This window comes from Stappia sp. P2PMeth1 (genome assembly GCF_900185735.1).
Taxonomy (GTDB): domain Bacteria; phylum Pseudomonadota; class Alphaproteobacteria; order Rhizobiales; family Stappiaceae; genus Stappia.
The window spans coordinates 13,431-38,211 of the sequence record NZ_FYAW01000050.1 but is presented as its reverse complement, the minus strand read 5'-3'; the positions used below and the strand labels follow the sequence as shown (position 1 = coordinate 38,211).

The 24,781-nt window shown below is 66.8% G+C and carries 21 protein-coding genes; 8 read left to right on the top strand and 13 right to left on the bottom strand.

The window, feature by feature from the left end:
- The first annotated feature begins 28 nt into the window (after positions 1-28).
- The 3 genes from P2PM1_RS22890 to P2PM1_RS22880 are packed head-to-tail and all read left to right on the top strand — an operon-like array spanning position 29 to position 3,021.
- Positions 29-1,177 carry an ABC transporter ATP-binding protein gene (locus tag P2PM1_RS22890; RefSeq protein ID WP_186397013.1) on the top strand — a complete coding sequence of 383 codons (1,149 nt, stop codon included), beginning with the start codon at positions 29-31 and terminating at the stop codon, positions 1,175-1,177.
- A 46-nt stretch (positions 1,178-1,223) separates the two neighbouring features.
- Complete coding sequence (locus P2PM1_RS22885; protein ID WP_186397014.1) at positions 1,224-2,150, top strand: ABC transporter permease subunit; 927 nt, start codon at positions 1,224-1,226, stop codon at positions 2,148-2,150.
- Between the two features lie 49 nt (positions 2,151-2,199).
- Complete coding sequence (locus P2PM1_RS22880; protein ID WP_186387070.1) at positions 2,200-3,021, top strand: ABC transporter permease; 822 nt, start codon at positions 2,200-2,202, stop codon at positions 3,019-3,021.
- Positions 3,022-3,060: 39 nt separating this feature from the next.
- On the opposite strand, the gene P2PM1_RS22875 is transcribed toward P2PM1_RS22880, so the two are convergent.
- Positions 3,061-4,860 carry an AsmA-like C-terminal region-containing protein gene (locus tag P2PM1_RS22875; protein WP_186400687.1) on the bottom strand — a complete coding sequence of 600 codons (1,800 nt, stop codon included), beginning with the start codon at positions 4,858-4,860 and terminating at the stop codon, positions 3,061-3,063.
- 301 nt (positions 4,861-5,161) lie between these two features.
- Between P2PM1_RS22875 and P2PM1_RS22870 the strand changes: the two genes are divergently transcribed.
- From P2PM1_RS22870 to P2PM1_RS22860, 3 genes are all read left to right on the top strand, one after another.
- Positions 5,162-5,857 (top strand): CoA transferase subunit A, encoded by a 696-nt coding sequence (locus P2PM1_RS22870; protein ID WP_186387072.1) that lies wholly within the window; start codon positions 5,162-5,164, stop codon positions 5,855-5,857.
- A 17-nt stretch (positions 5,858-5,874) separates the two neighbouring features.
- A complete protein-coding gene (locus P2PM1_RS22865; RefSeq protein WP_186387073.1) occupies positions 5,875-6,510 on the top strand; it encodes a CoA transferase subunit B in 636 nt (211 codons plus the stop codon).
- Positions 6,511-6,849: 339 nt separating this feature from the next.
- Positions 6,850-8,103, top strand: a complete 1,254-nt coding sequence (locus tag P2PM1_RS22860; protein WP_186387074.1) for a diguanylate cyclase — start codon at positions 6,850-6,852, stop codon at positions 8,101-8,103.
- 15 nt (positions 8,104-8,118) lie between these two features.
- Here P2PM1_RS22860 and P2PM1_RS22855 read toward each other — a convergent pair whose 3' ends face one another.
- From P2PM1_RS22855 to cysG, 9 genes are all read right to left on the bottom strand, one after another.
- Entirely contained in the window at positions 8,119-9,567 is a 1,449-nt protein-coding gene (locus tag P2PM1_RS22855) for an aldehyde dehydrogenase family protein (protein WP_186400686.1), read from the bottom strand.
- Between the two features lie 655 nt (positions 9,568-10,222).
- Complete coding sequence (locus tag P2PM1_RS22850; protein WP_186400685.1) at positions 10,223-11,410, bottom strand: lytic murein transglycosylase; 1,188 nt, start codon at positions 11,408-11,410, stop codon at positions 10,223-10,225.
- Positions 11,411-11,531: 121 nt separating this feature from the next.
- Positions 11,532-12,161, bottom strand: a complete 630-nt coding sequence (locus P2PM1_RS22845) for an NUDIX domain-containing protein (protein ID WP_186400684.1) — start codon at positions 12,159-12,161, stop codon at positions 11,532-11,534.
- Positions 12,162-12,237: 76 nt separating this feature from the next.
- Positions 12,238-13,050 carry a ferredoxin--NADP reductase gene (locus P2PM1_RS22840; protein WP_186400683.1) on the bottom strand — a complete coding sequence of 271 codons (813 nt, stop codon included), beginning with the start codon at positions 13,048-13,050 and terminating at the stop codon, positions 12,238-12,240.
- A 99-nt stretch (positions 13,051-13,149) separates the two neighbouring features.
- Positions 13,150-13,674 (bottom strand): DUF934 domain-containing protein, encoded by a 525-nt coding sequence (locus P2PM1_RS22835; RefSeq protein WP_186400682.1) that lies wholly within the window; start codon positions 13,672-13,674, stop codon positions 13,150-13,152.
- Between the two features lie 2 nt (positions 13,675-13,676).
- Positions 13,677-14,432, bottom strand: a complete 756-nt coding sequence (locus P2PM1_RS22830) for a phosphoadenylyl-sulfate reductase (protein ID WP_186387080.1) — start codon at positions 14,430-14,432, stop codon at positions 13,677-13,679.
- Positions 14,419-16,077, bottom strand: coding sequence for a nitrite/sulfite reductase (locus P2PM1_RS22825; protein ID WP_186400681.1), 1,659 nt, complete (start codon positions 16,075-16,077; stop codon positions 14,419-14,421). The genes P2PM1_RS22830 and P2PM1_RS22825 overlap by 14 nt, the downstream gene beginning before the upstream one ends.
- Before the next feature lie 78 nt (positions 16,078-16,155).
- Positions 16,156-16,461, bottom strand: coding sequence for a DUF2849 domain-containing protein (locus tag P2PM1_RS22820; protein ID WP_186400680.1), 306 nt, complete (start codon positions 16,459-16,461; stop codon positions 16,156-16,158).
- 20 nt (positions 16,462-16,481) lie between these two features.
- A complete protein-coding gene (cysG, locus tag P2PM1_RS22815; RefSeq protein ID WP_186400679.1) occupies positions 16,482-17,927 on the bottom strand; it encodes a siroheme synthase CysG in 1,446 nt (481 codons plus the stop codon).
- Between the two features lie 529 nt (positions 17,928-18,456).
- Here cysG and P2PM1_RS22810 point away from each other — a divergent pair.
- Positions 18,457-19,158, top strand: coding sequence for an HAD-IA family hydrolase (locus P2PM1_RS22810; protein WP_256376490.1), 702 nt, complete (start codon positions 18,457-18,459; stop codon positions 19,156-19,158).
- A gap of 207 nt (positions 19,159-19,365) precedes the next feature.
- Here P2PM1_RS22810 and P2PM1_RS22805 read toward each other — a convergent pair whose 3' ends face one another.
- From P2PM1_RS22805 to P2PM1_RS22795, 3 genes are all read right to left on the bottom strand, one after another.
- Positions 19,366-20,532 carry an acetyl-CoA acetyltransferase gene (locus P2PM1_RS22805; RefSeq protein ID WP_186400677.1) on the bottom strand — a complete coding sequence of 389 codons (1,167 nt, stop codon included), beginning with the start codon at positions 20,530-20,532 and terminating at the stop codon, positions 19,366-19,368.
- 294 nt (positions 20,533-20,826) lie between these two features.
- Entirely contained in the window at positions 20,827-22,008 is a 1,182-nt protein-coding gene (locus tag P2PM1_RS22800) for a porin (protein ID WP_186397027.1), read from the bottom strand.
- A gap of 286 nt (positions 22,009-22,294) precedes the next feature.
- Positions 22,295-23,476, bottom strand: coding sequence for a porin (locus tag P2PM1_RS22795; RefSeq protein ID WP_186400676.1), 1,182 nt, complete (start codon positions 23,474-23,476; stop codon positions 22,295-22,297).
- Positions 23,477-23,924: 448 nt separating this feature from the next.
- Between P2PM1_RS22795 and P2PM1_RS22790 the strand changes: the two genes are divergently transcribed.
- Positions 23,925-24,737, top strand: coding sequence for a glycosyltransferase family 2 protein (locus tag P2PM1_RS22790; protein WP_186387088.1), 813 nt, complete (start codon positions 23,925-23,927; stop codon positions 24,735-24,737).
- The last annotated feature ends 44 nt before the right edge of the window (positions 24,738-24,781 follow it).

Below are 24,781 nucleotides of genomic sequence, written 5' to 3'. Positions count from 1 at the left end.
CCTTTCCCGCGTCGATGAGGGGGCTGCCTTGGCAAAGAAACCAATCGGACCGGTGCGCCGCGACTTTGCACCCTGGGATGACCCACAAGCCCGGCCATATATCGAGTTTCGCAACGTTACCAAGAAGTTCGGCGATTTCACCGCCGTCGACGACCTGTCCCTGAAAATCTACGAGCGCGAGTTCTTCGCCCTGCTTGGCGGCTCCGGCTGCGGCAAGACGACGATGATGCGCATGCTCGCCGGTTTCGAGACGCCGAACGCGGGCGAGATCTATCTCGACGGGCAGAACCTGGCCGGCGTTCCGCCCTACAAGCGCCCGGTCAACATGATGTTCCAGTCCTACGCGCTGTTTCCGCATATGAGCGTGGAGGCGAACATCGCCTTCGGCCTCAAGCAGGAAGGCATGCCGAAGGACGAGATCGCCGAGCGTGTGGCGGAAATGCTGAAGCTGGTGAAGCTGCAGGACTTCGCCAAGCGCAAGCCGCATCAGCTTTCCGGCGGCCAAAGGCAGCGCGTCGCGCTTGCCCGTTCGCTCGCCAAGAAGCCGAAGGTGCTGCTGCTCGACGAGCCGCTCGGCGCGCTCGACCGCAAGCTGCGCGAGGAAACCCAGTTCGAGCTGACCGACCTGCAATACGAACTCGGCATGACCTTCCTGATCGTCACCCACGACCAGGAAGAGGCGATGACCATGGCCGACCGTATCGCGGTGATGGACCGGGGGCGGATCATCCAGATCGCCTCGCCGGCCGAGATCTACGAGGTTCCAAACTCGCGGTTCGTCGCGGATTTCATCGGCGACATCAACCTGATGGAATGCAAGGTGACCGCCAGGAACGGCGACACCTGCCGGCTGCAGTCGGTCGAGTTCGGCTGCGAGATCGACACCGCCCAGGCGGTGGACGCGGCGGTCGGCGACACGGTGTGGTTCGCGATCCGCCCGGAAAAGGTGCGCATCTCCTTCGACGAGCCGGAAAGCCGCGTCAACGCGGTGACGGGCGAAGTCTGGGACATCGCCTATCTCGGCGACGTGTCGATCTATCACACCCATATCGCCAACGAGCAGACCGTGCGCGCGACCGTCGCCAACCGCTCGCGCGTGGTCGAGCGGCCGGTCGGCTGGGACGACAAGGTGTGGCTGTCCTGGGACCGGGATGCGGGCGTCATCCTGACCAGGTAACGAGCGAGGCGGGCCGCATGTCCGCGACCAACGGGGAGGCAAGGCGATGCCAGATCAGGTAAGCGCGAAACCCAGGCGCAGCATCGGCGGATGGCTGCTGATCGCCCTGCCCTATTCCTGGCTGCTGTTCTTCTTCCTCGCGCCCTTCTTCATCGTCTTCAAGATCTCCCTGTCGGAGATCGCCGTGGCGATACCGCCCTATACGCCGACCTTCGACCCGGCCACCGGCTGGAGCGGGTTGGTGAAGATGCTCGGGGACCTGTCCTTCGAGAACTATGTCTGGCTGACCCGCGACTCCCTCTACTGGAAGTCCTATCTGTCGAGCGTGTCGATCGCCGCGGTGTCGACCCTGATCACCCTGGTGGTCGGCTTTCCGATCGCCTATGGCATGGCCCGCGCGCCGACCGAGTGGCGCACCACCTTGCTGATGCTCGTCATCCTGCCGTTCTGGACCAGCTTCCTGATCCGCGTCTATGCCTGGATCGGCATCCTGAAGAACGAGGGCCTGCTCAACCAGTTTCTCATGTGGCTCGGGCTGATCGACCAGCCGATGACGATCCTCAACACCAACATCGCCGTCTATATCGGCATCGTCTACTCGTACCTGCCCTTCCTGGTGCTGCCGCTCTATGCCAACCTGGAGAAGATGGATGCCAGCCTGCTGGAGGCGGCGGCCGACCTCGGCTGCCCGCCCTGGCGCAGCTTCTGGACGATCACCGTGCCGCTGGCGATCCCCGGCGTCATCGCCGGCTGCTTCCTGGTCTTCATTCCGGCTGTCGGCGAGTTCGTCATCCCCGACCTGCTCGGCGGATCGGAGACCCTGATGATCGGCAAGACCCTGTGGACGGAGTTCTTCACCAATCGCGACTGGCCGGTCTCCTCGGCCGTTGCCGTCATTCTGCTGCTGATCCTGGTGGTGCCGATCGTGCTCTTCCAGAACCAGCAGCAGAAAGCCGCGGAGAAGGGCCTGTGAGCGCCCGACCGACAGGACCGGACGGGGCCGGAAAGCGCGGGGGAGCACGATGAGACAGGGACCGAGCTGGTTCAACATCACATCGCTGGTGCTGGGATTCTCGTTCCTGTACCTGCCGATCGTGCTGCTGGTGATCTACTCCTTCAACGCCTCGCGGCTGGTCACCGTCTGGGGCGGATTCTCGACGCAGTGGTATGTGTCGCTGTTCAACAACCAGCAGCTCCTCGACGCCGCCTGGGTGACCGTGCGGGTCGCCTTCGCCTCGGCGAGCATCGCGACCGTGCTGGGGACCCTCGCCGCGCTGGTGCTGGTGCGCTCGGGACGCTTCGCCGGCAGGAGCCTGTTCTCCGGCATGGTCTATGCGCCGCTGGTGATGCCGGAGGTGATCCTGGGCCTCTCCTTGCTGCTGCTCTTCGTCGCCATCGACCAGGCTCGCGGCTTCTGGACGATCATCATCGCCCATACCACTTTCGCGATGTGCTACGTCGCCGTCGTCGTGCAGTCGCGGCTCGCCGGCTTCGACACCTCGCTCGAGGAAGCCGCGCAGGATCTCGGCTGCCCGCCGGTGCGCACCTTCTTCTCGATCACCCTGCCGATCATCCTGCCGGGCGTTGTCGCCGGCTGGATGCTGGCCTTCACCCTGTCGCTGGACGACCTCGTCATCGCCAGCTTCACCACGGGTCCGGAGGCCACCACCCTGCCGATGAAGATCTATTCGCAGGTGCGTCTCGGGGTGACGCCGGAGATCAACGCGGTCTGCACGATCCTGGTCGGCGTGGTGACGGTGGTGGTGATCTTCACCTCGCTGATCACCAAGCGGCGGGAGATGCAGCGCCAGCAGGACATGCGCCGGGCCGAAGCCCAGGGCTGAGCGCGGCCGGCCTCTAAAAATGCAAGTAGCGCAACGACTTCAGCGCTGCGACGGCGTGCCGACGCCGGTGAGATCGGGCAGCAGGCTCGGCTGCGCCAGCGTGCCGCGCACCAGCACGGGCATGCCAGCCTCGGCAATCGCCGCCGCATCCGGCTGCGTGCCGGCCAGGCGCGGCGCCAGCCTGCCGCGCAGCGAAAGTGCCAGATCCGTCAAGGACATGCGGCCGCCGGCCTGGAGCACCTGCTGCCCGGTCAGCACCTCGACCTCCGCCAGCCGCAGGTCTCCCTCCTCGACCCTGGCCTTCGCCGACAGCCGCTCGACCACCAGCGGCGTGGCGCCGGAACCAGGGCCCGACCCGGAGCTGGAGCCGCTCGCCGCCTGACCGTCCGAAAGCAGCCGGCCCAGCACCTCTCCCCCGGCGGGGAAGCTCGCCTTCTCCAGTGCCAGCTCGACCTCGCCCCCGGCGGAGGCGAGGATCGCGGCCAGGGTTTCTCCCCGACCCGAGCGATCGATACGCAGGCTCAACCGGCCCGTATCAGGCAGGGAAACCCTTGCAAAGCCAGTCAGTTGGCGGGTATCGACCGCCTCCACGACGACATTTGCCGAGAAGTCGAAATCCTCGCCGCCGCCGCCGACCGGTTTCAGCCGGGCCGCGCCGTCGAGCACACCGCCGGCAACCATGGTTTCGCTGAGGTCGACCGTCAAATCCCCGTCGCGCAGCAACAGCGAGATCGCGCTCGGCCCGCCGGACAGGCCCGCCGTGACGAATTTCGCCGTCGACAGTCGAAGATCGATATCGCCGGCGCGCAGAAACCCGGCGAGCGGCCGCTGCCGCAGGCTGTTGGCCCCCTTGTCCCCGGACGCGACGGCGAGACCGGCAATGCCCTGCAGCTCGCCGAGATAGGCGGATAAATCGAAGCTCTCGAAGGCAAGAGTTCCCTCAAGGCGCGGCCGCTTCTCGCCGAGTTCGAAGCCGAGGCGCCCTTCGCCGACATTGCCGTCGAGTTCGAGCCTCGCCGTATCGAGCACGAGGCGCGACAGATCGACCGCCCCCTGGCCGCCGATCCGCAACGCGCCGAAACTCGCCTCGCCGACCAGTGCCCGGCCGAAACGGATCGACAACCCCCTGAAATCGCTGGTGCTGAATTCGAAGGTCCCCTCCAGGCGCGCCGCGTCCGGATTGCGCAGGGCGCCGTTCATCCGGAACGCGGCAAGGGGCGAGGCGATCGACACCGCCACCGGCCCGCTGGCGCGGCCGGTCAGGGTCCCGCGGTTTCCAAGGCTGGCGCTGAACTCGACCTTCTGGTCGCCGGCCATCAGCGACCCGCGGATAGAGCCGCCGTCGACAGTGGGATTAAGGCGCAGGGAGAGGTCGACCAGCCGGGGCTGCCGCGTGTCGCCCCAACTGACCTCTCCCCCGGCGATCGCGACCTGCGCCTCGATCAGCCGCGTCAGGTCCTCGCCAAGCCCGGAAAGGCTTGCCGGCGCAAGGTCGAAGCCATCGAAATGAAGCCGCGCCCCTTCCAAAAGATGAGACGACAGAAGGACTTCGCCGAAGAACAGGCGTGCCGGCTCGATGTTTGACACCAGCCGATCCGCCTCCACGGTCCACCGGCCGTCCCGGCCTTCCAGGCGCAGGTCCTCGATCACCAGAGAGGGGCCCTGGAGCAGGGAAATCCTCGGCGCGGCGGCCAGATGGACCGTTCCGCCGAAATGCGAGGACAACATCGCCTCGACGCGCTCGCGCGACACCTCGCGGGCGATCAGCAGATAGGCGGACAAGCCGGCCGCCGAGACGAGGACAAATGCCGCAGTGAGGATCGCCAGCAGGCGCTTCATGACCAGATCCGACCGGCGCCCCGACTGCGCCGTGTTGCCTTGTCGCGGCGCTGCATCGCGCCGCGTTGCCTTCCTGCGGCGCTGCATCGCGCCGCCCCGACAACCGGGATAGGGGGTCGGCGCGAGCGGTTCAAGACGAAACCGGCACAAATCCCGGACAAGATGGATGATGCTTGAGATAACAGGGCAAGGACGGTATCACAGGTCGCCTGACGAACGGTTCATGTTGGCTGCCGGCCCACGGTTACCGGGCCGTCCCGCATGGCCTGTTGCGAGGAGACGCGGATGCGAGGAGACGCCCATGAATAAGGTATACCCCAGCGCGGACGCCGCGCTTGCGGGACTGACGTTTGACGGCATGACCGTGATGGCCGGCGGGTTCGGCCTCTGCGGCATCCCCGAGAACCTGATCACCGCGCTGCGCGACAGCGGCGCGAAGAACATCACGGCGATCTCCAACAATGCCGGCGTCGACGATTTCGGGCTCGGCCTGCTGCTGCAGACCCGCCAGATCAGCAAGATGATCTCCTCCTATGTGGGCGAGAACGCCACGTTCGAACGCCAGTACCTGAACGGCGAACTTGCGCTGGAATTCAACCCGCAAGGGACTCTCGCCGAGCGCATCCGCGCCGGCGGCGCCGGCATTCCCGGCTTCTACACCAAGACCGGCGTCGGCACGCTGATCGCGGAGGGCAAGGAGCACAAGGAGTTCAACGGCGAGACGTATATCCTGGAGACCGGACTGGTCGCCGACGTGTCGCTGGTGAAGGCCTGGAAGGCGGATAAGGAAGGCAACCTGATCTACCGGAAGACCGCGCGGAACTTCAATCCGATGATGGCGACCGCCGGCAAGGTCACCCTGGTCGAGGTGGAGGAAATCGTCGAGATCGGCGATCTCGATCCGGACGCTATCCACACGCCGGGCATCTTCGTCGACCGCATCATTCTCGGCCAGCACGAGAAGCGGATCGAGAAGCGCACCACCCGCGCCGCCTGAGGACAAGGGAGAACAAGATGGCCTGGACTCGCGACGAAATGGCCCAGCGGGCGGCGCAGGAACTGGAGGATGGTTTCTACGTCAATCTCGGGATCGGCATCCCGACGCTGGTCTCCAACTACATCCCCGAGGGCGTCCACGTGACGCTGCAGTCGGAAAACGGCATGCTCGGCATGGGCCCGTTCCCGACCGAGAACGAGGTCGATCCCGACCTGATCAACGCCGGCAAGCAGACCATCACCGAACTGCCGCAGACGAGCTATTTCTCGTCCGCCGACAGTTTCGGCATGATCCGCGGCGGCCATATCGACCTGTCGATCCTTGGCGCGATGGAGGTTTCCGAGAAGGGCGACCTCGCCAACTGGATGATCCCGGGCAAGATGGTCAAGGGCATGGGCGGCGCCATGGACCTGGTCGCCGGCGTCAAGCGCGTCGTGGTGATCATGGACCACACGTCCAAGGCCGGCGAACCGAAGCTGCTGCCCGAATGCACCCTGCCGCTGACCGGCGTCCACTGCGTGCACCGGATCATCACCAATCTCGGCGTCTTCGACGTGACCGGGGATGGGCTCGTTCTGGTTGAGCTGGCCAAGGACGTGACCGTGGACGAGGTCAAGGCGAGCACGACGGCCAAGCTGACCGTTCCGGCCTGACGGCCCGGCTAAACATACAACCTGACGGCGAACGGGGCGACCCGTTCGCCTTTCCCCTCCGGCACCCAGGCCGGCGCGCGGGGATATCGACGCTGCGGAAGATCGCGCGCCGCTCTCGAAAATTGCGCGGAATTTTGCAAAAAATCGCTCCAAATCGGCGAAAATTTGCGTTCGTCGCAGCAAGTCCGGTTTTCCGGTCCTGCCGCCTCGACGCGCGTCGCGACACCTGACATTTGGACGCACCATGGGCAGGCGCGCCCAAACATCGATTCGGTAAACGCTTCGTTTACCCCCGCCAATCAATGATCCGCCACCTGGAAGTGATTTGGATCAGTCGATATGGGACAAGTTCTGCTTGTAGAGGACGCCTCGTTCTTCGAACGCGTCATTCGTCGTCAACTGAGCTCCATCCACGGGCTGAAGGTCGTCTCCGCGACCAACCGCGCCGAGGCCGAGGCGCTGCTGGCCCAACCCGGTTTCAGACCGCTGGTGGCGCTGGTCGACCTGACCCTGCCGGACGCGCCGGACGGCGAAATCGTCGACGTGACGCTGAACGCCAAGCTGCCCACCATCGTCTTTTCCGGCCGCTTCGACGAGGCCCTGCGCCATACGCTGCTCAACAAGGGCGTGGTCGACTACATCCTGAAGGACAGTCCGGCGAGCCTGACCTATCTGACGGCGCTGGTGCAGCGGGTCTGCGCCAACCGCGAGATCGACGCGCTGGTCGTCGACGACAGCCGGGTCGACACCGAAGTGATCTCCCGCCGCCTGTCGCTCTATCAATTGCGCGTCCACACCGCCTCAAGTCACGAGGCCGCCATCGAGATGCTCGGCACGTTCGAGAACCTGCGGCTGGTGGTGCTCGACTATGTGATGCCGCGGGTCGACGGGTTCGAGGTGCTGCGCGCGGTGCGCGGCCGCTTCAGCATGAACGAGCTGGCGGTGATCGGCCTGTCCGGCAAGGCCGGCCCGGAAGTGATCGCCCGGTTCCTGAAGTCGGGCGCCAACGACTTCCTGTCGAAGTCCTGCACGCCGGAAGAGTTCATGCTGCGCATCTCGCAGAATCTCGACATGCTCGACCGGATCCAGACCCTGTCGAGCATGGCGCATCGCGATGCGCTGAGCGGCCTGTCCAACCGCCATCATCTGTTCTCCGAAGGCACTGCGCTGTTCGATCGCGCCCGCCGCAGCGGCGAGGAAGTGGCGGTGGCGGCCATCGACATCGACACGTTCAAATCCGTCAACGACCGCTTCGGCCACGAACAGGGCGACGAGCTGATCCGCCTGTTCGGCCAGATCGTGGAGGAACACCGCCCGCCCCGCGCCTTCCCGGCGCGGCTCGGCGGCGACGAGTTCTGCGTGCTGCTGCCAGGGCTTGCGGCGCCCGCCTGCCTCGACTTCATCGACAAGGTCCGCGAAGAGCTGGCGGAGCTGACCGGAGAAGCCGGCCCGTTGCAGTCCCTCGGCCCCGTGACGATCAGCGTCGGCCTGTCGGGCGGAACGGAAGCCAACCTGCGCGCGGCCCTGCGGCTGGCCGATATGCGCCTCTACGAAGCCAAGCATGGCGGCCGCAACCGCACGGTCGCTTCCTGACCGGATCACCCGCGCTCAGCCGTGGTTGATGACAATCGTTTTCAGTGCCGAGAATTCCCGTAAGGCCTCGAAGCCCTTTTCCCGTCCGTGGCCCGATTTCTTGAACCCGCCGAACGGCAGTTCGACACCGCCACCGGCCCCGTAGCCATTGACGAAGACCTGACCCGAGCGCACCGCCCGCGCCACCCGCATCGCCCGCGCGCCGTCGCGCGTCCACACGCCGGCGACCAGCCCGTAGTCGGTGGCATTGGCGATCCTCACCGCCTCGGCTTCGTCCCGGAACGGGATCACCGCCAGCACCGGCCCGAACACCTCCTCGCGGGCAAGGCGCGCCTCCAGCGGCACCGGCCCGAACACCCGGGCGGGAACGTAATATCCGCCGGGGGCGCTGGCCGGGGCGATGGTGCCTTGCGCGATCAGCGGCACGCCGGCCCGCTCCGCCTCCTCGGCAAAGCCGGCGACGCGACGGGCCTGGCCGGCATTGATCAGCGGGCCGAGGTCGAGGTCCTGATCGTGCGGGCCGCTGACCAGCGCCCGGAACCCGTGCCTCAGCCGCTCGGTGACCTTGTCGAGATGGCTCGCCTCGACGAGCAGCCGGCTGCCGGCGGAGCAGGTCTGGCCGCAATTCTGGATGATCGCGTTGACGATGACCGGCAGCGCCGCGTCGAGATCCGCGTCGGCGAACAGGATCTGCGGCGACTTGCCGCCAAGCTCCAGCGTACAGCCGATATGGTTGCGCGCCGCCGCCATCTGGATCAGCGTGCCGACCTCGGGAGAGCCGGTGAAGGTCAGGAAATCGAGGCCGGGATGGTTGGCCAGCGCCGCGCCCGCCTCCTCGCCATGGCCGGTGACGACATTCCAGGCACCGGCCGGCAGGCCGGCCTCCAGCGCCAGTTCGGCGATCCTGAGCACCGACAGGCAGGCATCCTCCGCCGGTTTCATCACCACCGTGTTGCCCATGGCGAGCGCCGCGCCGGCCACCCGCGCCATGATCTGCGCCGGGTAGTTCCACGGCACGATCGAGCCGACGACCCCGTGCGGCTCGCGGAAGGTCATGGCGGCAAAGCCGGTCTGCACCGGCAGGGTCTCGCCGGTGATCTTGTCGGCGGCCCCGCCATAGAATTCGAAATAGCGGGCGGCCGCGACGATGTCGGCGCGCCCCTGGCGCAGCGGCTTGCCGGTGTCGCGCGATTCCAGCGCGGCCAGTTCGTCCTCATGCGCGCGGATCAGCTCGGCGATGCGCGACAGGATGCGGCCGCGCTCCACCGCCGGACGCACCGCCCAGCCGCCTTCCGCGAAGGCACGGCGGGGGGCGACCACCGCGCGCCCGACATCGGCGGCATCGCAGCGCGGGATCGTCGCGAAGGCCTTGCCGTCGCTGGGACAGAGCATCTCGATGCGCCCGCCGGCGACCGCCGCCGTCAGCCTGCCGTCGATCACCGCCTCGAAGTGACGCAGGTCCATGCCGTGCCCCTTTGATTTGTCATATCAATGGGTCCTGACCCTAGCGGATGACACGCGAGCCGACAATCGTCCGGCTTGCGTCGCGATGCCGCCCCGCACCGGGCGGGAGGGGGCGCCAGGGGCTATGCTAGCAAGGGTCTCACCGCGGCGGCAACACACAGACAGAGACGGCACATCCACCGCAACTCAAGATTGTTTATTTTGGTTGTTTACCAAATTTTACTTATATGATAAGTTGCAATGCATTGATCATATATGTCTGTTTCGGGAGGATAAAATGAGATTTTCTGTTTATCTTCTGGCCTCACTCGTAGCTCTCTCATTTAGTTTCGGCGCAGCCGCTCAGCAAACCGATGAAACCGCACCAACTTTTTATTCTGTTCCACTGACTGACATCGACAATTCGACAGACACCCAAGACGGATCAGTGACCACATTAAGCGTGCGGGACTACATGGAATTCGTCCTCAACGAACCCTATTGCCAATATGGTACCGGCCCCTGCGGCGGATGGAACGCTACATTGCAGCGGTATTGTTCCCGCTCCGAGCGCGTCTGCCACGAGCCCGGCAGAACAACTTGCCGCTGGGCTCGAAGCTGCAACTAACGATCTCTCAATAAAAGGCAGCAGCCTGGTGAAGAGCAGCCGCCACAGCTAGCGCCCGCCAAGCGCCCGGTAGATGCGCTGCCCCGGACGCCCGGTGACCGGCAGGCCGAGCCGCGCCTCGGCCTGGCTGATGCCGGCGCGGGTCGCCGCGCCCACCCGCCCGTCCGCCTCGCCGATGTCGTAGCCGGCGCGCAGCAGCAGCTTCTGCAGCTCCAGCCGCTCCTTGCGCGACAGGCCGGGATCGCTGGTCGGCCAGGCCACATGGAACGGCCCTCCCCCCATCAGCCGGTCGGCGAGATGGGAGATCGCCAGCGCATAGCTCTCGGCGACATTGTAGGTGTAGATCGCATCGAAATTGCTGAAGACCAGGAAGGCCGGACCTTCCGCTCCGGCGGGCAGCAGCAGGCCCGCCTGCGCCGTGCCGGCAAGCTCGCCGCCGTCGAGATGGCGGATGCCGCGCTTGCCCCATTCGCTGACCGCGACCTTGGCCTTGCGGCCGGAGGGGCCGCGATAGCCGGCCGGCAGCTTGACCTCATAACCCCAGGGCATGCCGGTGACCCAGCCGGCATTCTTCAGGTAATTGGCGGTGGAGGCGAGCGCGTCCGGCACCGAGTTGACCAGGTCCTTGCGGCCGTCGCCGTCGAAGTCGACGGCAAGGCGGCGATAGGTCGAGGGCATGAACTGGGTCTGGCCGAAGGCGCCGGCCCAGGAGCCGTGCAGGTCGGCAAGACGGACGTCGCCGCGATCGACGATCTTCAGGATCTCGATCAGCTCGGAGCGGAAGTAGTTGGCCCGCCGGCCGGTGCAGGCGACATTGGCGAGCGCATGCGGCACATGGAAATCGCCGCGGAACTGGCCGTAGTCGCTTTCGACGCCCCAGACCGCGACGACGATATGCCGGTCGATGCCATAGGTCTTCTCCACCCGCTCCAGCACGCGGGCGTGGCGCTCGAGCATCTTGCGCCCGTCGGCGATGCGCTCCTTGTCGACGAGGAAGGCGAGATAGTCCCAGATCGGCGTCTGGTATTCCGGCTGGCTGGTGGAAAAGCGCACCGCCTTCTCGTCATAGGCGACATTGGCGAGCGCGGCATCGACGGTGCGCTGGCTGACGCCGGCCTTCAGCGCCGCCGCGCGCAGTTGCGGCAGGCAGGCCTCCAGCGAGGCGGCGGCCGGCGCCGTGCCAACGGCGACCAGCGCCAGCGCGGCCGCAAGCCCCGCAAAAAACCGTTCCCTCATGCAAAACCGCCCAGCCCCAGCCTGCCGCATGCGCTGCTCCCGCCAATCCGCCATCACGGTCCATCAGGCCGCGACATCGTGTCAGCACAATGGCGGAGGGCTGGCGGGGGACAAGCGCGCGTCAGGAGAAGAGATCGGGGGCGCGCAGCATCAGGGCCTGGACGAGAATCAGGGTCTTGGCGTCGGCGAGGCCGCCCTCCTGCACCGCTTCGCCGAGCCGGGCCAGCGGCCATTCCAGCACCTCGATCTCCTCGCCCTCCTCGGCAAGGCCGCCGCCGCCGGAGACGACATCGCCGGCGCCGTAGCGGGCGAGATAGAGGCTGAGGCGCTCGGTGAGGGAACCGGGCGAGGGAAAGACGTCGGCGACATGCACCAGTTCGCCGACCTTGACGCCGACCTCTTCCGCCGCCTCGCGGCGGGCGGCCTCGACGGCGATCTCGCCCTCGTCGATATAGCCGGCCGGCACTTCCTCCAGATAGCCGTCGTGATCGCCGCGGGCGAACAGCGGCACGCGAAGCTGGCGGGCGAGCAGCGCGACCCGGCGCACCGGATCATACGGAAGGACGGCGACGACATCGCGCCGGGCCTGGAATTCTCTTGAAATCTCGACCGTGCCGCCGGACGCCAGCGGCTGGTCGACAACCATCTCGCGATAGCTGCCGAAGCCTTCATAGAGGCTGCGCTCGGAGACGACGCGCACAGCCTCTTCCTCTCCCCGGCCCGCCGGGTCCTGCAATTTCCGCCGATCCATCAACACCCCCGATGCCCCAACACGGCACCACACTCATGTCAGCCGCGAGCGATGGGCGCAAGAGGGGCGAAAGTCGTCAGCCGACGAAGGCCCGCTCGATGACGAACTCGGCCGGACGGTTGTTGGCGCCCTCGGTGAGGCCGGCAGCCTCCAGCAGCGCCTTGGTGTCCTTCAGCATCGCCATCGAGCCGCAGATCATCGCCCGGTCGGTCGCCGGGTCGAGCGGCGGCACGCCGAGCGCGCGGAACAGATCGCCGGTCTCGATCAGGGTGGTGATGCGGCCGACATGCTCGTGCGGCTCGCGCGTCGTCGAGGTGAACAGGCGCAACTGGCCGGCGGCGAGCTCGCCGATCAGCGGGTCCTCGCGGGTGGCGGCGACCGTCTGCTGCGAATAGGCGAGCTCGGCGACGAAGCGGCACGAGTGGGTGACGATCACCTCCTCGAACTTCTCGTAGGTCTCCGGATCGCGGATCAGGCTGGCAAAGGGCGCAAAGCCGGTGCCGGTGGAGAACATGTAGAGCCGCTTGCCGGGGATCAGCGCGTCGTTGACGAGCGTGCCGGTCGGCTTCTTCTTCATCAACACCTTGTCGCCGACCTGGATCTTCTGCAGATGCTGGGTCAGCGGGCCGTCGGGAACCTTGATCGAGAAGAATTCCAGCTCCTCGTCCCAGGACGGCGAGGCGATGGAATAGGCGCGGAACACCGGCTTCTCGCCGACCATCAGGCCGATCATGACGAATTCGCCGGAGCGGAAGCGGAAGCTCGCCGGCCGGGTCATCCGGAAGCGGAACAGATCGTCCGTGTAGTGCTGAACCTCGGTCACCGTCTCGGCGGTGGCGCCGGCCGGTATCGCATCGGCGAGATCGCCGGCAAGATTGACCACATTCATCCGTCTATCCCCAATCCGTCTTGAACAATGCGTGTGCCTGACCACCGCGTATAGCTGAAGGATCCGCCGCGAGCATAGCCAAGCGGCGCGCCGCCGGCATCAGGAAAGCTGCGCATCCGCCGGACGCCGGGCCCAGGACCTTGCGCCCGCCGGCACCTCGCCCGCGCGCTCGGCCGGCTGCAGGTAGAGCGGCACGTCGACATCGTGCCCCGCCTCCAGCGCCCGCAGCGTCGGCTCGTTGAGAATCGCGAAGGCATCGAACCCGACCCGCCGCATCAACGGGATCTGGTCGAGCAGCACATCGCCGCTCGCCCGGATCTCGCCGGCAAAGCCGTAGCGCTGGCGCAACAGGCGCGCGGTCGAATAGCCCCGCCCGTCGGAGAACTTGGCGAAGTCCACCACCACCAGATCCAGAGCGGAAAGATGGCCGGCGAGTTGCGCCGGATCATCGCCTGCCTTGACCAAAGGCGCAAGCCTGACGCCCTGCGGCACATCCGACGCGGCCGCGAGGAAGCGGGCGAGCGACACGATCACCGCTCCTTCCGCGGGCAGCGCCGCCTCGTCGTCCAGATGGGTCCACTCGTCGGCGACGAAGCCGCCGGCACGGTAAAGTCTTGCCGCCATGGTCAGATCCCGGCTCCCTGTTCGTTCTCCATCGGCAGGGCCAGATGAATGCCGCATTCGGTCTTGTCGCGTCCGCGCCAGCGGCCGGCACGCGGGTCCTCGCCCTCGGCCACCGGGCTGGTGCAGGGCATGCAGCCGATGGAGGGATAGCCCCTGGCCACCAGCGGGTGGTCCGGCAGGTCCTGCGCCTCAGCATACGCGCGCAGGTCCGACGGGTCCCAGTCGGCCAGCGGGTTGACCTTGATGCGCTCGCCGTCGACCTCGAACACCGGAATGTTCGAGCGGCTGCTCGCCTGGAAGCGCTTGCGCCCGGAAATCCAGGCATCGAAGCCCTTCAGCGCGCGGGCCAGCGGGCGCACCTTGCGGATGGCGCAGCAGGCGTCGGTGTCGCTCATCCACAGCATGCCGGCCGGATCGTTCGCCTCAAGGTCCGCCGGATCGGGGGCAAGGGTGCGCACGTCGGTCAGGCCGAACCGCTCGACCAGGAGGTCGCGATAGCGCAGCGTGTCCGGGAACAGCTTGCCGGTGTCGATGAACAGGACCGGGATCGTCCGATCGACCCGCGAGACGAGGTGCAGCAGCACCGCGGCTTCCGCGCCGAAGGACGAGACCATCGCCAGCCGGTCGCCGAAGCGCCCGCGCGCGGCCGCGATCACCGCTTCCGCCGAGGCCGAGACGAACCGCTCCGCGAGCCAGGCCGCATCAAGGGCCGGAGGCGGCAGGTCGTCGCGGACCGCATAGGCCTCACGCAGTGCCATAGAGGGCCTCCTTGAACGGCTGGTCGCCGACCCGGCGATAGGCAGCGAGGAAGTCCTCCTGCGGGGTTTCGCGCAGACCGACATAGGTGTCGACGACCTTTTCGATCGCATCGACGACCTCGTCATAGGAGAAGCCGCGACCGATGATCTCGCCGATCGAGGTGTTCTCGTCGGCCGAGCCGCCAAGGGTGATCTGGTAGTATTCCTCGCCCTTCTTCTCGACGCCGAGAATGCCGATATGGCCGACATGGTGGTGACCGCAGGCATTGATGCAGCCCGAGATCTTGATCTTCAGATCGCCGATCTCGCGCTGGCGCTCGGGCGCGGCGAAGCGCTCGGAAATGCGCTGCGCAACCGGGATCGAGCGGGCGGTGGCGAGGGCGCAATAGTCGAGCCCCGGGCAGGCGATGATATCCGTCACCAGCCCGGCATTGGCCTCGGCAAGCTCCGCCTCGGCGAGCGCGGCATGGATCGCCGGAATGTCGCGGCGGCGCACATGCGGCAGCACCAGGTTCTGCTCGTGGCTGACGCGGATCTCGTCATGGCCGTAGCGCTCGGCAAGGTCGGCGACCACCTCCATCTGCTCGGCCGTGGCATCGCCCGGCGCCTTGCCGATCGGCTTCAGCGAGATGGTGAGGCTGGCATAGCCGGGGGCGCGGTGCGGATGGACATTGCGCGCGGCGAAGGCGGCAAGCGCCGGATCGGCGGCAATCGCCGCCTCCAGCACCGCCTCGTCGCCGTCGGCCGCCGCGAAGGCGGGCGGGGCGAAATAGGCGGCGATGCGGTCGATCTCCGAGGACGGCAGCCTCAGGACGCCGTCGCGGATCTCGGCGAACTCGGCCTCGATATCGGCCTTCAGCTCCTCCAGCCCGGTCTCGTGGACGAGGATCTTGATGCGGGCCTTGTACTTGTTGTCGCGCCGGCCATAGCGGTTGTAGACGCGCAGGATCGCCTCGCTATAGGCGAGCAGGTCCGCCTCGGGCAGGAACTCGCGCACCAGCCGGCCGACCATCGGCGTGCGGCCGAGACCGCCGCCGACAAAGACGCGGAAGCCGACATTGCCTTCGGCGTCGCGCACCGCCTGCAGGCCGATGTCATGCACCTGCACCGCCGCCCGGTCATGCGGGGCGCCGGTGACCGCGATCTTGAACTTGCGCGGCAGATACGAGAACTCCGGATGCAGCGAGGACCACTGGCGCAAGATCTCGGCATAGGGCCGGGGATCGAGGATCTCGTCGGCGGCCGCACCCGAGAAATGGTCGGCGGTGACATTGCGGATGCAGTTGCCCGAGGTCTGGATGGCGTGCATCTCGACCTCGGCGAGCTGCGCCAGGATGTCGGGAACGTCCTTCAGCCGCGGCCAGTTGAACTGGATGTTCTGCCGCGTGGTGAAATGGCCGTAGCCGCGGTCATAGGTCCGCGCGATATGGGCGAGGCGCCGCATCTGCCGGGCATTCAGCGTGCCATAGGGAATGGCGACGCGCAGCATGTAGGCATGGAGCTGCAGATAGACGCCGTTCATCAGCCTCAGCGGCTTGAACTGGTCTTCCGTCAGGTCTCCGGCCAGACGCCGCCGCACCTGGTCGCGGAACTGGTCCACGCGGGCGGAGACGAAATGGGCATCGAACTCGTCATAGCGGTACATGCTGACAACTCCTGGAACGACGGACCCCGCGCCGCGCGCGTCTCCGGGTTCTGGGTCTTCGGTTCATCGCGGCGGCGCTCAGGCCGCCGACACCTCGCGCCTAGCCTGCTTGCCGAGATCCCGGCGCACGGTCGGCCCCTTGGCGCGGATCTTCTCGCGGAAGCGGACGGGCACGATCTCGCCCTCCTCGCGGATGAGGTCGATCAGATAGGGCTCGACGACCAGCCGGGCGGCCTCGGCCTCGGCACCGGCGGCTTCCGCCTCGGCCACCGCCTCCGGCGTTTCCAGCAGCCGGGCGCCGGCCAGGGTCTCGACCCAGGTGCCGGAGCGGCCGAGCCACACCACTTCGCCATCGATCAGTCGGTTGGCTGTCAAAGCCTTCATGCAATCGCTCCTTCAGGGGGCTATGCGGCAACGCCGGCCCGTTCGGCCGCGACCGGGCGCAAGGGCTGGCTGTTGGCGAGATCGGCATGGCCGACGGCCTCGCCGATGATGATCAGGGTCGGGCCGGCGATCTCGTGGCGGTCCTGAAGATGCGGCAGATCGGCGAGGATGCCCGCAAAGAACCGCTCGTCGCGCTGCGCCGCGTTCTCCACCACCGCGACCGGGGTGGCCGGCGACAGGCCGGCGCCCAGCAGCCGGTCGGCGACGCGGGCGGCGACCGTGCGGCCCATATAGACGGCGACGGTGGCGCCCCGCAGCGCCATCGCCCCCCATCCGGGAAGCGTCTCGCCGTCGCGGTCGTGGCCGGTGGCGAAGACGAGGTCGGAGGCGACGCCGCGCAGGGTGAGCGGGATGCGGGTGCTGGCGGCGGCGGCGAGCGCGGCGGTGACGCCCGGCACCACGTCATGGGCGATACCGGCGGCACGCAGGGCGGCAATCTCCTCGCCGGCGCGGCCGAAGACCAGCGGGTCGCCCGCCTTCAGCCGGACGACGCGGCGGCCGAGCGAGGCCTCGCGCACCAGGATCGCGTTGATCTCTCCTTGCGAGACCGAATGGTGGCCCTTGCGCTTGCCGACGGAAATCCGCTCGGCATCGCGCCGGCCCATGGCGACGACCGCCTCGGGAACCAGCGCGTCATGGACGATGACGTCGGCTTCCTGCAGCAGGCGCTGCGCCCGCAGGGTGAGAAGATCCTCCGCACCGGGACCGGCGCCGACGAGCCAGACGAAGCCGCCCTCGCCGCTGCGGGTGTTGAGCAGGCGCTGTGCCTCACTGCGCGCCGCATCGGGGCGGCCGGCCTGCAGTTGGCCGGCAATCGGACCGGAGAAGAAGCGCGCCCAGAAGCGGCGGCGCTCGACACCGCCGGCGATGACGCGGGCGACCGTGTCGCGGAAGCTCTCGGCAAGGCGGGCGAGATCGCCGGTCTCGCGCGGCAGCATCGCCTCGATGCGCGCGCGGATATGGCGGGCGAGCACCGGGCCGACGCCGGTGGAGGTGATGGCGACGGCGACCGGCGCGCGGTTGACCAGGGCGCCGACATAGAAGTCGCAGATCTCCGGCCGGTCGACCGCGTTGGCCGGGATGCCGAGGCGCTTCGCCGCGCGCACCACGGCGGTGTCCTGCGCTTCCTCGCCGCTGGCGGCAAAGACCAGCACGGCGCCCGCAAGATGCGCCGGAGCGAAGGGATCCGCGACGATGGCGCCGCCGGCGCGGGCGACCGCGTCCAGCAGGACCTCCTCGGCCCGCGGCGCGACGACGACGATCTCGGCCAGCGTCTCGGCGAGCAGCCGGACCTTGGCGGCAGCCTCCTCGCCGCCACCCACCACGACGACGCGCTGCCCCTCGACCTTGTGAAAGGCCGGGAACACGGCAAGCTTGCGATCCGTAGCCTTTGCTTGGCGAGACATCCGACGCGATCTCCCTGACGCGATCTGCCCGGCGCGATCTCTGCGTGATCTCCGCGTGATCTCTGGGCAGCCTGAAACACCCCCTAGAGATAAAGCGTCAGGCGCGGTTCCGCCGGGCATGGGATTTCAATGGAGGGAAGCGGCAGGGAAAAATCATGCTACAGATCGGCGTTTCGACGGTTTTGCGGCGCGGCATGCCCCACGAAACGCAAGGCGCGCGCCCGGCAGCCTGCGACGGGGCGCGGTGTGTGGTGCCGGGTTGCAGCCTTCCGCGTGCCGTGTTGGCTCTTTACAACCGCATCACATTCATTTCAAAATGTCGCACGATTTTGTTCGGATATCGTCCGAATTATCAAGCCGCCTTTCTTAACTTTACATCTTATCCATAACTGAGGTTTCTTTCACAAATCACGATCAAGGATGTTACTGTCGCGCGCGAAAGCAGACTCTTGGTTGATTCCTCGTTGCAAGCAACCAATACTGGACATACCGCACGCGTTTCAGTGAGATCAGTACCGAGTGTAAACCCGTGGTAAAAGCTATTTTTTTTGATGTATTGGGCACGGTTGTCGATTGGCACAGAGGTCTCTCCAGCGGATTCGAGCGCGCTCTGGCAAAAGCCGGCCAAGATCTTTCGCCGGAGGCGCTGGCCAGCGCCTGGTACCAGACCTATCGGGCACGCCTGCCGGCGGTGGCCGGCGGCAGCACGGCCGTGACGGTGCTTGCCGAAAGCCTCTCCGATGTGCTGGAGGAGGCGAAGCTTCACGGGCAGGTCGGCGGCAAGGACAGGGAGGCCCTGCTCGCCTGCTGGCAGCGCTTTCCCGCCTGGCCGGACAGCGTGCCGGGCCTGCGCGCGCTGCGGCGCGAATATGTCATCGTGTCCTGTACCGAGGCGCCGACGGCGACCATGACCTGGCTCGCCAAACACGCCGCGCTGCCCTGGGACCTGGTGTTCGGGGCGGACCTGCTGGAGGGCCGGATCGCGGATGGCAGCCTGTTTCACAAGGCCGCCGCGACGCTGGGCCTCGGCCCCGGCGAGGTGATGTATGCCTCGGCCCACAATGGCGATCTCGCGGCCGCCCGCGCCGCCGGCCTCAAGACCGCCTTCTTCGCCCGGCCGAAGGAATTCGGCGCCGACCAGCGCAGCGACCTCGCCCCGACCGACAATTGGGACATCGTCGCCTTCGACATGCTGGACCTTGCCCGCTACATGGAGTCGGCCGTCTTCTGACGGCGTGAGTCGGCCGTCATCCGACGGCGTGAGTCGGCCATCATCTGACGGCGTGAGTCGGCCGTCATCTGACAGCGTGAGTCGGCCGTCATCTGGCGGCGTCTCCCAGGGCGGCGGGCCGAAACAAAGGCGCGGGTCACCCCCGCGCCCTCTTTGCATATGGTCTGGGCATATGGTCTGGTCGCGGCCTGCCAGGTCCCGGCGGCCTCAGCGCAGCGGCTGCAGCAGCGACACGTAATTGGCGACCGCCGCCCCGCCCATGTTGAAGATGCCGCCGAGTTCGGCGCTCTTGACCTGGATGTCGCCGGCGGTGCCGGTGAGCTGCATCGCCGTCAGCACATGCATGGAGACGCCGGTGGCGCCGATCGGGTGGCCCTTGGCCTTGAGCCCGCCCGACGGGTTGACCGGCAGGCGGCCGTCCATCTGGGTCCAGCCCTCGAGGATGGCGCGATGCCCCTCGCCCGGCGCGGTCAGGCCCATCGCCTCGTATTCGATCAGTTCGGCGATGGTGAAGCAGTCATGGGTCTCGACGAAGGAGAGGTCGTCAAGGGTGAGGCCGGCGACCGCGAGCGCCCGGCGCCAGGCCTCGCCGCAGCCCTCGAAGGCGAGGATGTCGCGCTTCGACATCGGCAGGAAATCCTGCGCATGGGCAAGGCCGCGGAAGGCGACCGCCTTCTTGCGGCCGAGCGCCGTCTCGATGTCGGTCAGCACGAGGGCCGCCGCGCCGTCGGAGACGAGCGAGCAGTCGGTGCGCTTGAGCGGGCCGGCGACGAAGGGGTTCTTCTCGCTCTCGGCGCGGCAGAAGTCGAAGCCGAGGTCCTTGCGCATCTGGGCGTAAGGGTTGCCGACGCCGTTCTTGTGATTCTTGGCGGCGATGGCGGCGAGCGCGTCGGAGCGGTCGCCGTATTTCTGGAAATAGGCCTGCGCGATCTTGCCGAAGACACCGGCAAAGCCGGCCGGCGTGTCGCCGTCCTCAGGCAGATAGGAGGCCTTGAGCAGGTTGCGGCCGATCTCCGGCCCCGGCGTCGTCGTCATCTGCTCGACGCCGACGACCAGCACCACCCGCGCCTCGCGCGCGGCGATGGCGCGCACGCCCTGATGCACCGCCGCCGAACCGGTGGCGCAGGCATTCTCGACGCGGGTCGCGCGTTTGAAGCGCAGAGCCGGATCGGCCTGCAGCACCAGCGAGGCGGTGAAGTCCTGCGCCGAGAAGCCGGCGTTGAAATGGCCGAGAACGATCTCGTCGATATCCGCCGGCTCGAAGCCGGCATCGGCGATGGCATCGCGCGCGACGCGGACGATCAGGCTTTCCACCGTCTCGTCGGAATGCCGGCCAAAGGGGGTATGCGCCCAGCCGACGATTGCTGCAGTCATGACTACCTCCGCGATAACGCCCATAGTCGACCGGACGTGGATCGGGTGCCGCCCGCGCGGCCGCCCGCGCCGGTTCGGCGGGACCGTTCCTCCAATGCCGGCGAAGATTCCATTTCGCAGGCGGCCTTGCAAGCGCCTTGTTTACGGGAACGTCAATCACGATGATTTAAGTGAATAACTTCAGTATGATAGGAACATTCTTTCGAACCTGGCCGATCCATCGAAGGACGCTCTGCAAACGAAAAGGCCCGGCGGTTTCCCGCCAGGCCCTCAATCCGATCCTAAAGGATCAGATCAGAACGTGCGCTGGACGCGGAAGACGCCAACCAGGACATCGTCGTTCGGCGCACCCTTGACGTTGCGGTTGCGGTACTCGAGCTCGACACCGGTGCTGAGGCCGGAGACCGGACGCCACACCAGGTTGCCCTGCACGTTGACGTCGCGGATATTCGGAAGGCCGGCAGCCTGGTCGAGGCTGTTGTACGACGCGGTGATGGAGGTCGACACAGCCGGGGTCCAGAAGTGGGTGAAGCCACCGCCGATGCCCCAGGCCGTCGACAGGCGCAGGCCGCCGGCCGCCGTGTAGGCCGCATCGGAGAAGGTGTCCGCCCAAGCCGAGCTGACATAGCCGATCGCGCCCTGGGCGTAGGACGCCTGGATCGACACGCTGTCTCCCGGAGCGATCATCGGCAGGTTGAACGTGGCGCCGGCGCCGATGGCCCAGCCGAGCTTGCCCTTGCCCGAGGTCAGGCCCGGCACGTTGATGCCATAGGCATGGTGCAGGGCGCCCATGAGCTGAGCGGAGCCCCAGCCCTGGTCGATGCGGACATTGGCGACGAAGTCCGGAACCTTCACGCCGCCGTAGTAGTCGAGAATGCCCGGCCCGGTGATGACGCCGCGCTTGTTCGGAGCCTCGACCGAGAGCGAGGCCGACAGGCCGTTGCCGAACTGGGCGGTGTACGCGAACAGGTTGGTCTCGCCGTAATCGGAGAAGCCCTGGTCGAGGATCGCACCCCAGTTGTCGCCGGTGTAGAAGTCGAAATACGACGCCGTACGACCGGCAACGAAGCCGCCGAGCTGGATGAAGGCTTCATCCAGGTAGAAGTCGGAGCCGCCAGCGTTGTCCGCGGTCGACCAGGCGGCGACATAGGTGCGCAGCAGGCCGTATTCGGTGTTGGTGCGGCTGTCGAAGTTCAGATAGCCACGAGCACGGATCCGGACGGATTCGTCGGTCCGGGCATCCCAGTTGCTGCCGCCCTTGTTGAGCACGTCGTTGACGCGGAACTCGACGCGGACACCGCCGCCGATCTTCAGGCAGGTCTCGGTGCCGGGGATATAGAAGAAACCGGAACCGAAGGCATCGCAAACACGAACATAATCGACCGGCTCCGGAGCCACCGGAAGATCGGCGGCCTGGGCGCCCGTGGCCGCCATCGCGGCGGCGGAAGCGCCGAGCAGAATGCTCCTGATGTTCATTTCCTGACCTCGTCCTTTATCCGTGCGCGGCTTTGCCACCAACGGACCGGGTGAACAAACATTCCCCCCTAGCTCATATTTTTGTAAGCGAGGCCATCGCAGACCCGCAACCGGCAAATCATCTCGCCTTGCACGCTTCGATCCGAGTGTGTCTTTCCAGTGACACACGCGAAGCGCGCGAAGCGTCGACAACCTGTGGTCGCCAGCCAGGGATCGAGGTCACGATCCAAAGAAAAAGGCCCGGCGGTTTCCCGCCGGGCCCTCAATCCGATCCTAAAGGATCAGATTAGAACGTGCGCTGGACGCGGAAGATGCCAACCAGAGCGTCGTCGTTGGCCAGGCCCTTGCGGTTCCGGTTGCGGTACTCGAGCTCGATACCGGTGCTGAGGCCGGACACCGGACGCCACACCAGGTTACCCTGAACGTTGAGGTCGCGGATGTTGGTGCCACCAGCAGCCTGGTCGAGGCTGTTGTACGACACGGTCAGAGCGGTCGAGACAGCCGGGGTCCAGAAGTGCGTGAAGCCCGCACCGATGCCCCAAGCCGACGACATCTTCAGAGCGCCAGCAGCGTTGTAACCGGCGTCAGCGAACGCGCCCTTCCAGGCCGAGCTGACATAACCGATGGCGCCCTGCGAGTAGGAGGCCTGGATGTTGAAGTTGTCGCCCGGAGCGATCATCGGCAGGTTGATCGTGGCGCCGGCGCCGATGGCCCAGCCGATCTTGCCCTTGCCCGAGGTCACGCCCGGCACGTTGATGCCGTAAGCATGGTGCAGGGCACCCATGAGCTGAGCGGAACCCCAACCCTGGTCGACGCGGACGTTGGCGACGAAGTCCGGAACCTTGATGCCGCCGTAGTAGTCGGCGAGGACCGGGCCGGTGATGATGCCGCGCTTGTTCGGAGCTTCGACCGAGAGCGAGGCCGACAGACCGTTGCCGAACTGGGCGGTGTACGCGAACAGGTTGGTCTCGCCGTTGTCCGAGAAGCCCTGGTCGAGGATCGCGCCGTAGTTGCTGCCGGTGTAGAAGTCGAAGTACGAAGACGTACGACCAGCAACGAAGCCACCGAGCTGGATGAAGGCTTCATCCAGGTAGAAGTCCGAGGCGCCGGCGTTGTCGGCGGTCGACCAAGCGGCGACGTAGGTGCGCAGCAGGCCGTACTCGGTGTTGGTGCGGCTGTCGAAGTTCATGTAGCCACGAGCACGGATACGGACGGACTCGTCGGTCCGGGCATCCCAGTTGCTGCCGCCCTTGTCGAGCACGTCGTTGACGCGGAACTCGACGCGGACACCGCCGCCGATCTTCAGGCAGGTCTCGGTGCCCGGGATGTAGAAGAAGCCACGGCCGAAAGCGTCGCAAACGCGAACGTAGTCGACCGGCTCCGGAGCCACCGGGAGATCGGCGGCCTGAGCGCCCGTGGCCGCCATGGCGGCAGCGGAAGCGCCGAGCAGGATGCTCTTGATGTTCATTTCCTGACCTCGTCGTTATTCCCTATGTGACCATGCGGCCAACGGGAGATGAGAGTTGAGCAAGCTTCCCCGCGAGCTCGACCTTGTTCTAAGCGAGGCCGGCGGCCGCCCGCAACCGGCAAATACCCCTATTCGGCACAGCGAGGACACACTGTGTCTTTGCGGTGACACCCCGTTAAACCTCTGTTAGCAAATGCCCAAGGTTTCCTGCGATTTCCGCGATTTCCGTCCCGAAGGCCGGTTTTGCCCCCACCGCCGCCCTGCGGCGCGCGCGCCGCTTGAAGCGGCCTGCCGCGCACCGTAAAGAAAGCCCGACGGGGCCCCCGCGCACCGTTCGGGGGCCGTCCCGTCACCGGGATTCGCGGGCGGCGCGGACGGGCGATTCCCGTCATCCGGCCGCCGGGCCCACCTGACCGACACACTTGTCCATATAGACAGGAGCCAGAAGATGCAGACGACAGCCGGCGAAGCGGCCATCGCCGTATCGGTCTTCATCATCGCCCATGACGAGGCCGACCGAATCGGCCGCGCCATCGACAGCGTGGCGGGGTTCGCCGACGAGGTCGTCGTCATCGACAGCGGCTCCACCGACGGCACGCAGGAGATCGCGCGCGCACATGGCGCGCGCGTCGTGGAGAATGCCTGGCCGGGCTACGGGCCGCAGAAGCGCTTCGGCGAGGACCAGTGCCGCAACGACTGGATCTTCAACCTCGACGCCGACGAGGCGGCGACCCCGGCGCTGGCCGCGGAAATCGCGGGGCTGGCCCGCTCCGGCGCCCTCGCCCGCTCGCCGTTCTGGGAGGTGGCGATCCGCGACGTCTTCGCCCATGAGACCGCCCCCGCCCCCTGGGCCTATGGCTATATCCAGATCCGCCTCTACGACCGGCGCGTGGGCCGCTTTTCCGATTCGACCGTCCACGACACGGTGCGCCCGCCGAAGGGAGCGCGGCCGGCGCGCCTGCGCCAGCCGATGGAACACCGCTCTATCCGCTCCATCGCCTTCCAGGTGGAGAAGATGAACCGCTATTCCACGGCGCAGGTGGGGGACATGGCGGCGCGCGGGCGGCGCTTCGCCCGCTGGCGGCTGGTCACCGAGTTTCCCCTCGCCTTTCTCAAGGCCTATGTGATCCGGCGCTATGCGCTCTATGGCTGGTGGGGGATCGTGATCTCCGTGAATTTCGCCTATACGAGGTTCCTGCGCGTCTCCAAGGCCTATGAGCGCGAGCTCTGCGAGGCGGCGGCGACACCCGACCGGCGCTGAGCCGGCCCGTTTGCCGCAACACGCCCGATCCAGGCCCGACCCAC

Coding starts and splice junctions, on each gene's coding strand:
- P2PM1_RS22835 (WP_186400682.1), bottom strand. CDS start 13,674: ATGGCGGCAAGACTTTACCGTGCCGGCGGCTTCGTCGCCGACGAGTGG.
- P2PM1_RS22875 (WP_186400687.1), bottom strand. CDS start 4,860: ATGAAGCGCCTGCTGGCGATCCTCACTGCGGCATTTGTCCTCGTCTCG.
- P2PM1_RS22845 (WP_186400684.1), bottom strand. CDS start 12,161: ATGGATCGGCGGAAATTGCAGGACCCGGCGGGCCGGGGAGAGGAAGAG.
- P2PM1_RS22795 (WP_186400676.1), bottom strand. CDS start 23,476: ATGAACATCAAGAGCATCCTGCTCGGCGCTTCCGCTGCCGCCATGGCG.
- P2PM1_RS22870 (WP_186387072.1), top strand. CDS start 5,162: ATGAATAAGGTATACCCCAGCGCGGACGCCGCGCTTGCGGGACTGACG.
- P2PM1_RS22880 (WP_186387070.1), top strand. CDS start 2,200: ATGAGACAGGGACCGAGCTGGTTCAACATCACATCGCTGGTGCTGGGA.
- P2PM1_RS22800 (WP_186397027.1), bottom strand. CDS start 22,008: ATGAACATCAGGAGCATTCTGCTCGGCGCTTCCGCCGCCGCGATGGCG.
- P2PM1_RS22805 (WP_186400677.1), bottom strand. CDS start 20,532: ATGACTGCAGCAATCGTCGGCTGGGCGCATACCCCCTTTGGCCGGCAT.
- cysG (WP_186400679.1), bottom strand. CDS start 17,927: ATGTCTCGCCAAGCAAAGGCTACGGATCGCAAGCTTGCCGTGTTCCCG.
- P2PM1_RS22830 (WP_186387080.1), bottom strand. CDS start 14,432: ATGGCACTGCGTGAGGCCTATGCGGTCCGCGACGACCTGCCGCCTCCG.
- P2PM1_RS22865 (WP_186387073.1), top strand. CDS start 5,875: ATGGCCTGGACTCGCGACGAAATGGCCCAGCGGGCGGCGCAGGAACTG.
- P2PM1_RS22850 (WP_186400685.1), bottom strand. CDS start 11,410: ATGAGGGAACGGTTTTTTGCGGGGCTTGCGGCCGCGCTGGCGCTGGTC.
- P2PM1_RS22820 (WP_186400680.1), bottom strand. CDS start 16,461: ATGAAGGCTTTGACAGCCAACCGACTGATCGATGGCGAAGTGGTGTGG.
- P2PM1_RS22790 (WP_186387088.1), top strand. CDS start 23,925: ATGCAGACGACAGCCGGCGAAGCGGCCATCGCCGTATCGGTCTTCATC.
- P2PM1_RS22860 (WP_186387074.1), top strand. CDS start 6,850: ATGGGACAAGTTCTGCTTGTAGAGGACGCCTCGTTCTTCGAACGCGTC.
- P2PM1_RS22855 (WP_186400686.1), bottom strand. CDS start 9,567: ATGGACCTGCGTCACTTCGAGGCGGTGATCGACGGCAGGCTGACGGCG.
- P2PM1_RS22825 (WP_186400681.1), bottom strand. CDS start 16,077: ATGTACCGCTATGACGAGTTCGATGCCCATTTCGTCTCCGCCCGCGTG.
- P2PM1_RS22885 (WP_186397014.1), top strand. CDS start 1,224: ATGCCAGATCAGGTAAGCGCGAAACCCAGGCGCAGCATCGGCGGATGG.
- P2PM1_RS22840 (WP_186400683.1), bottom strand. CDS start 13,050: ATGAATGTGGTCAATCTTGCCGGCGATCTCGCCGATGCGATACCGGCC.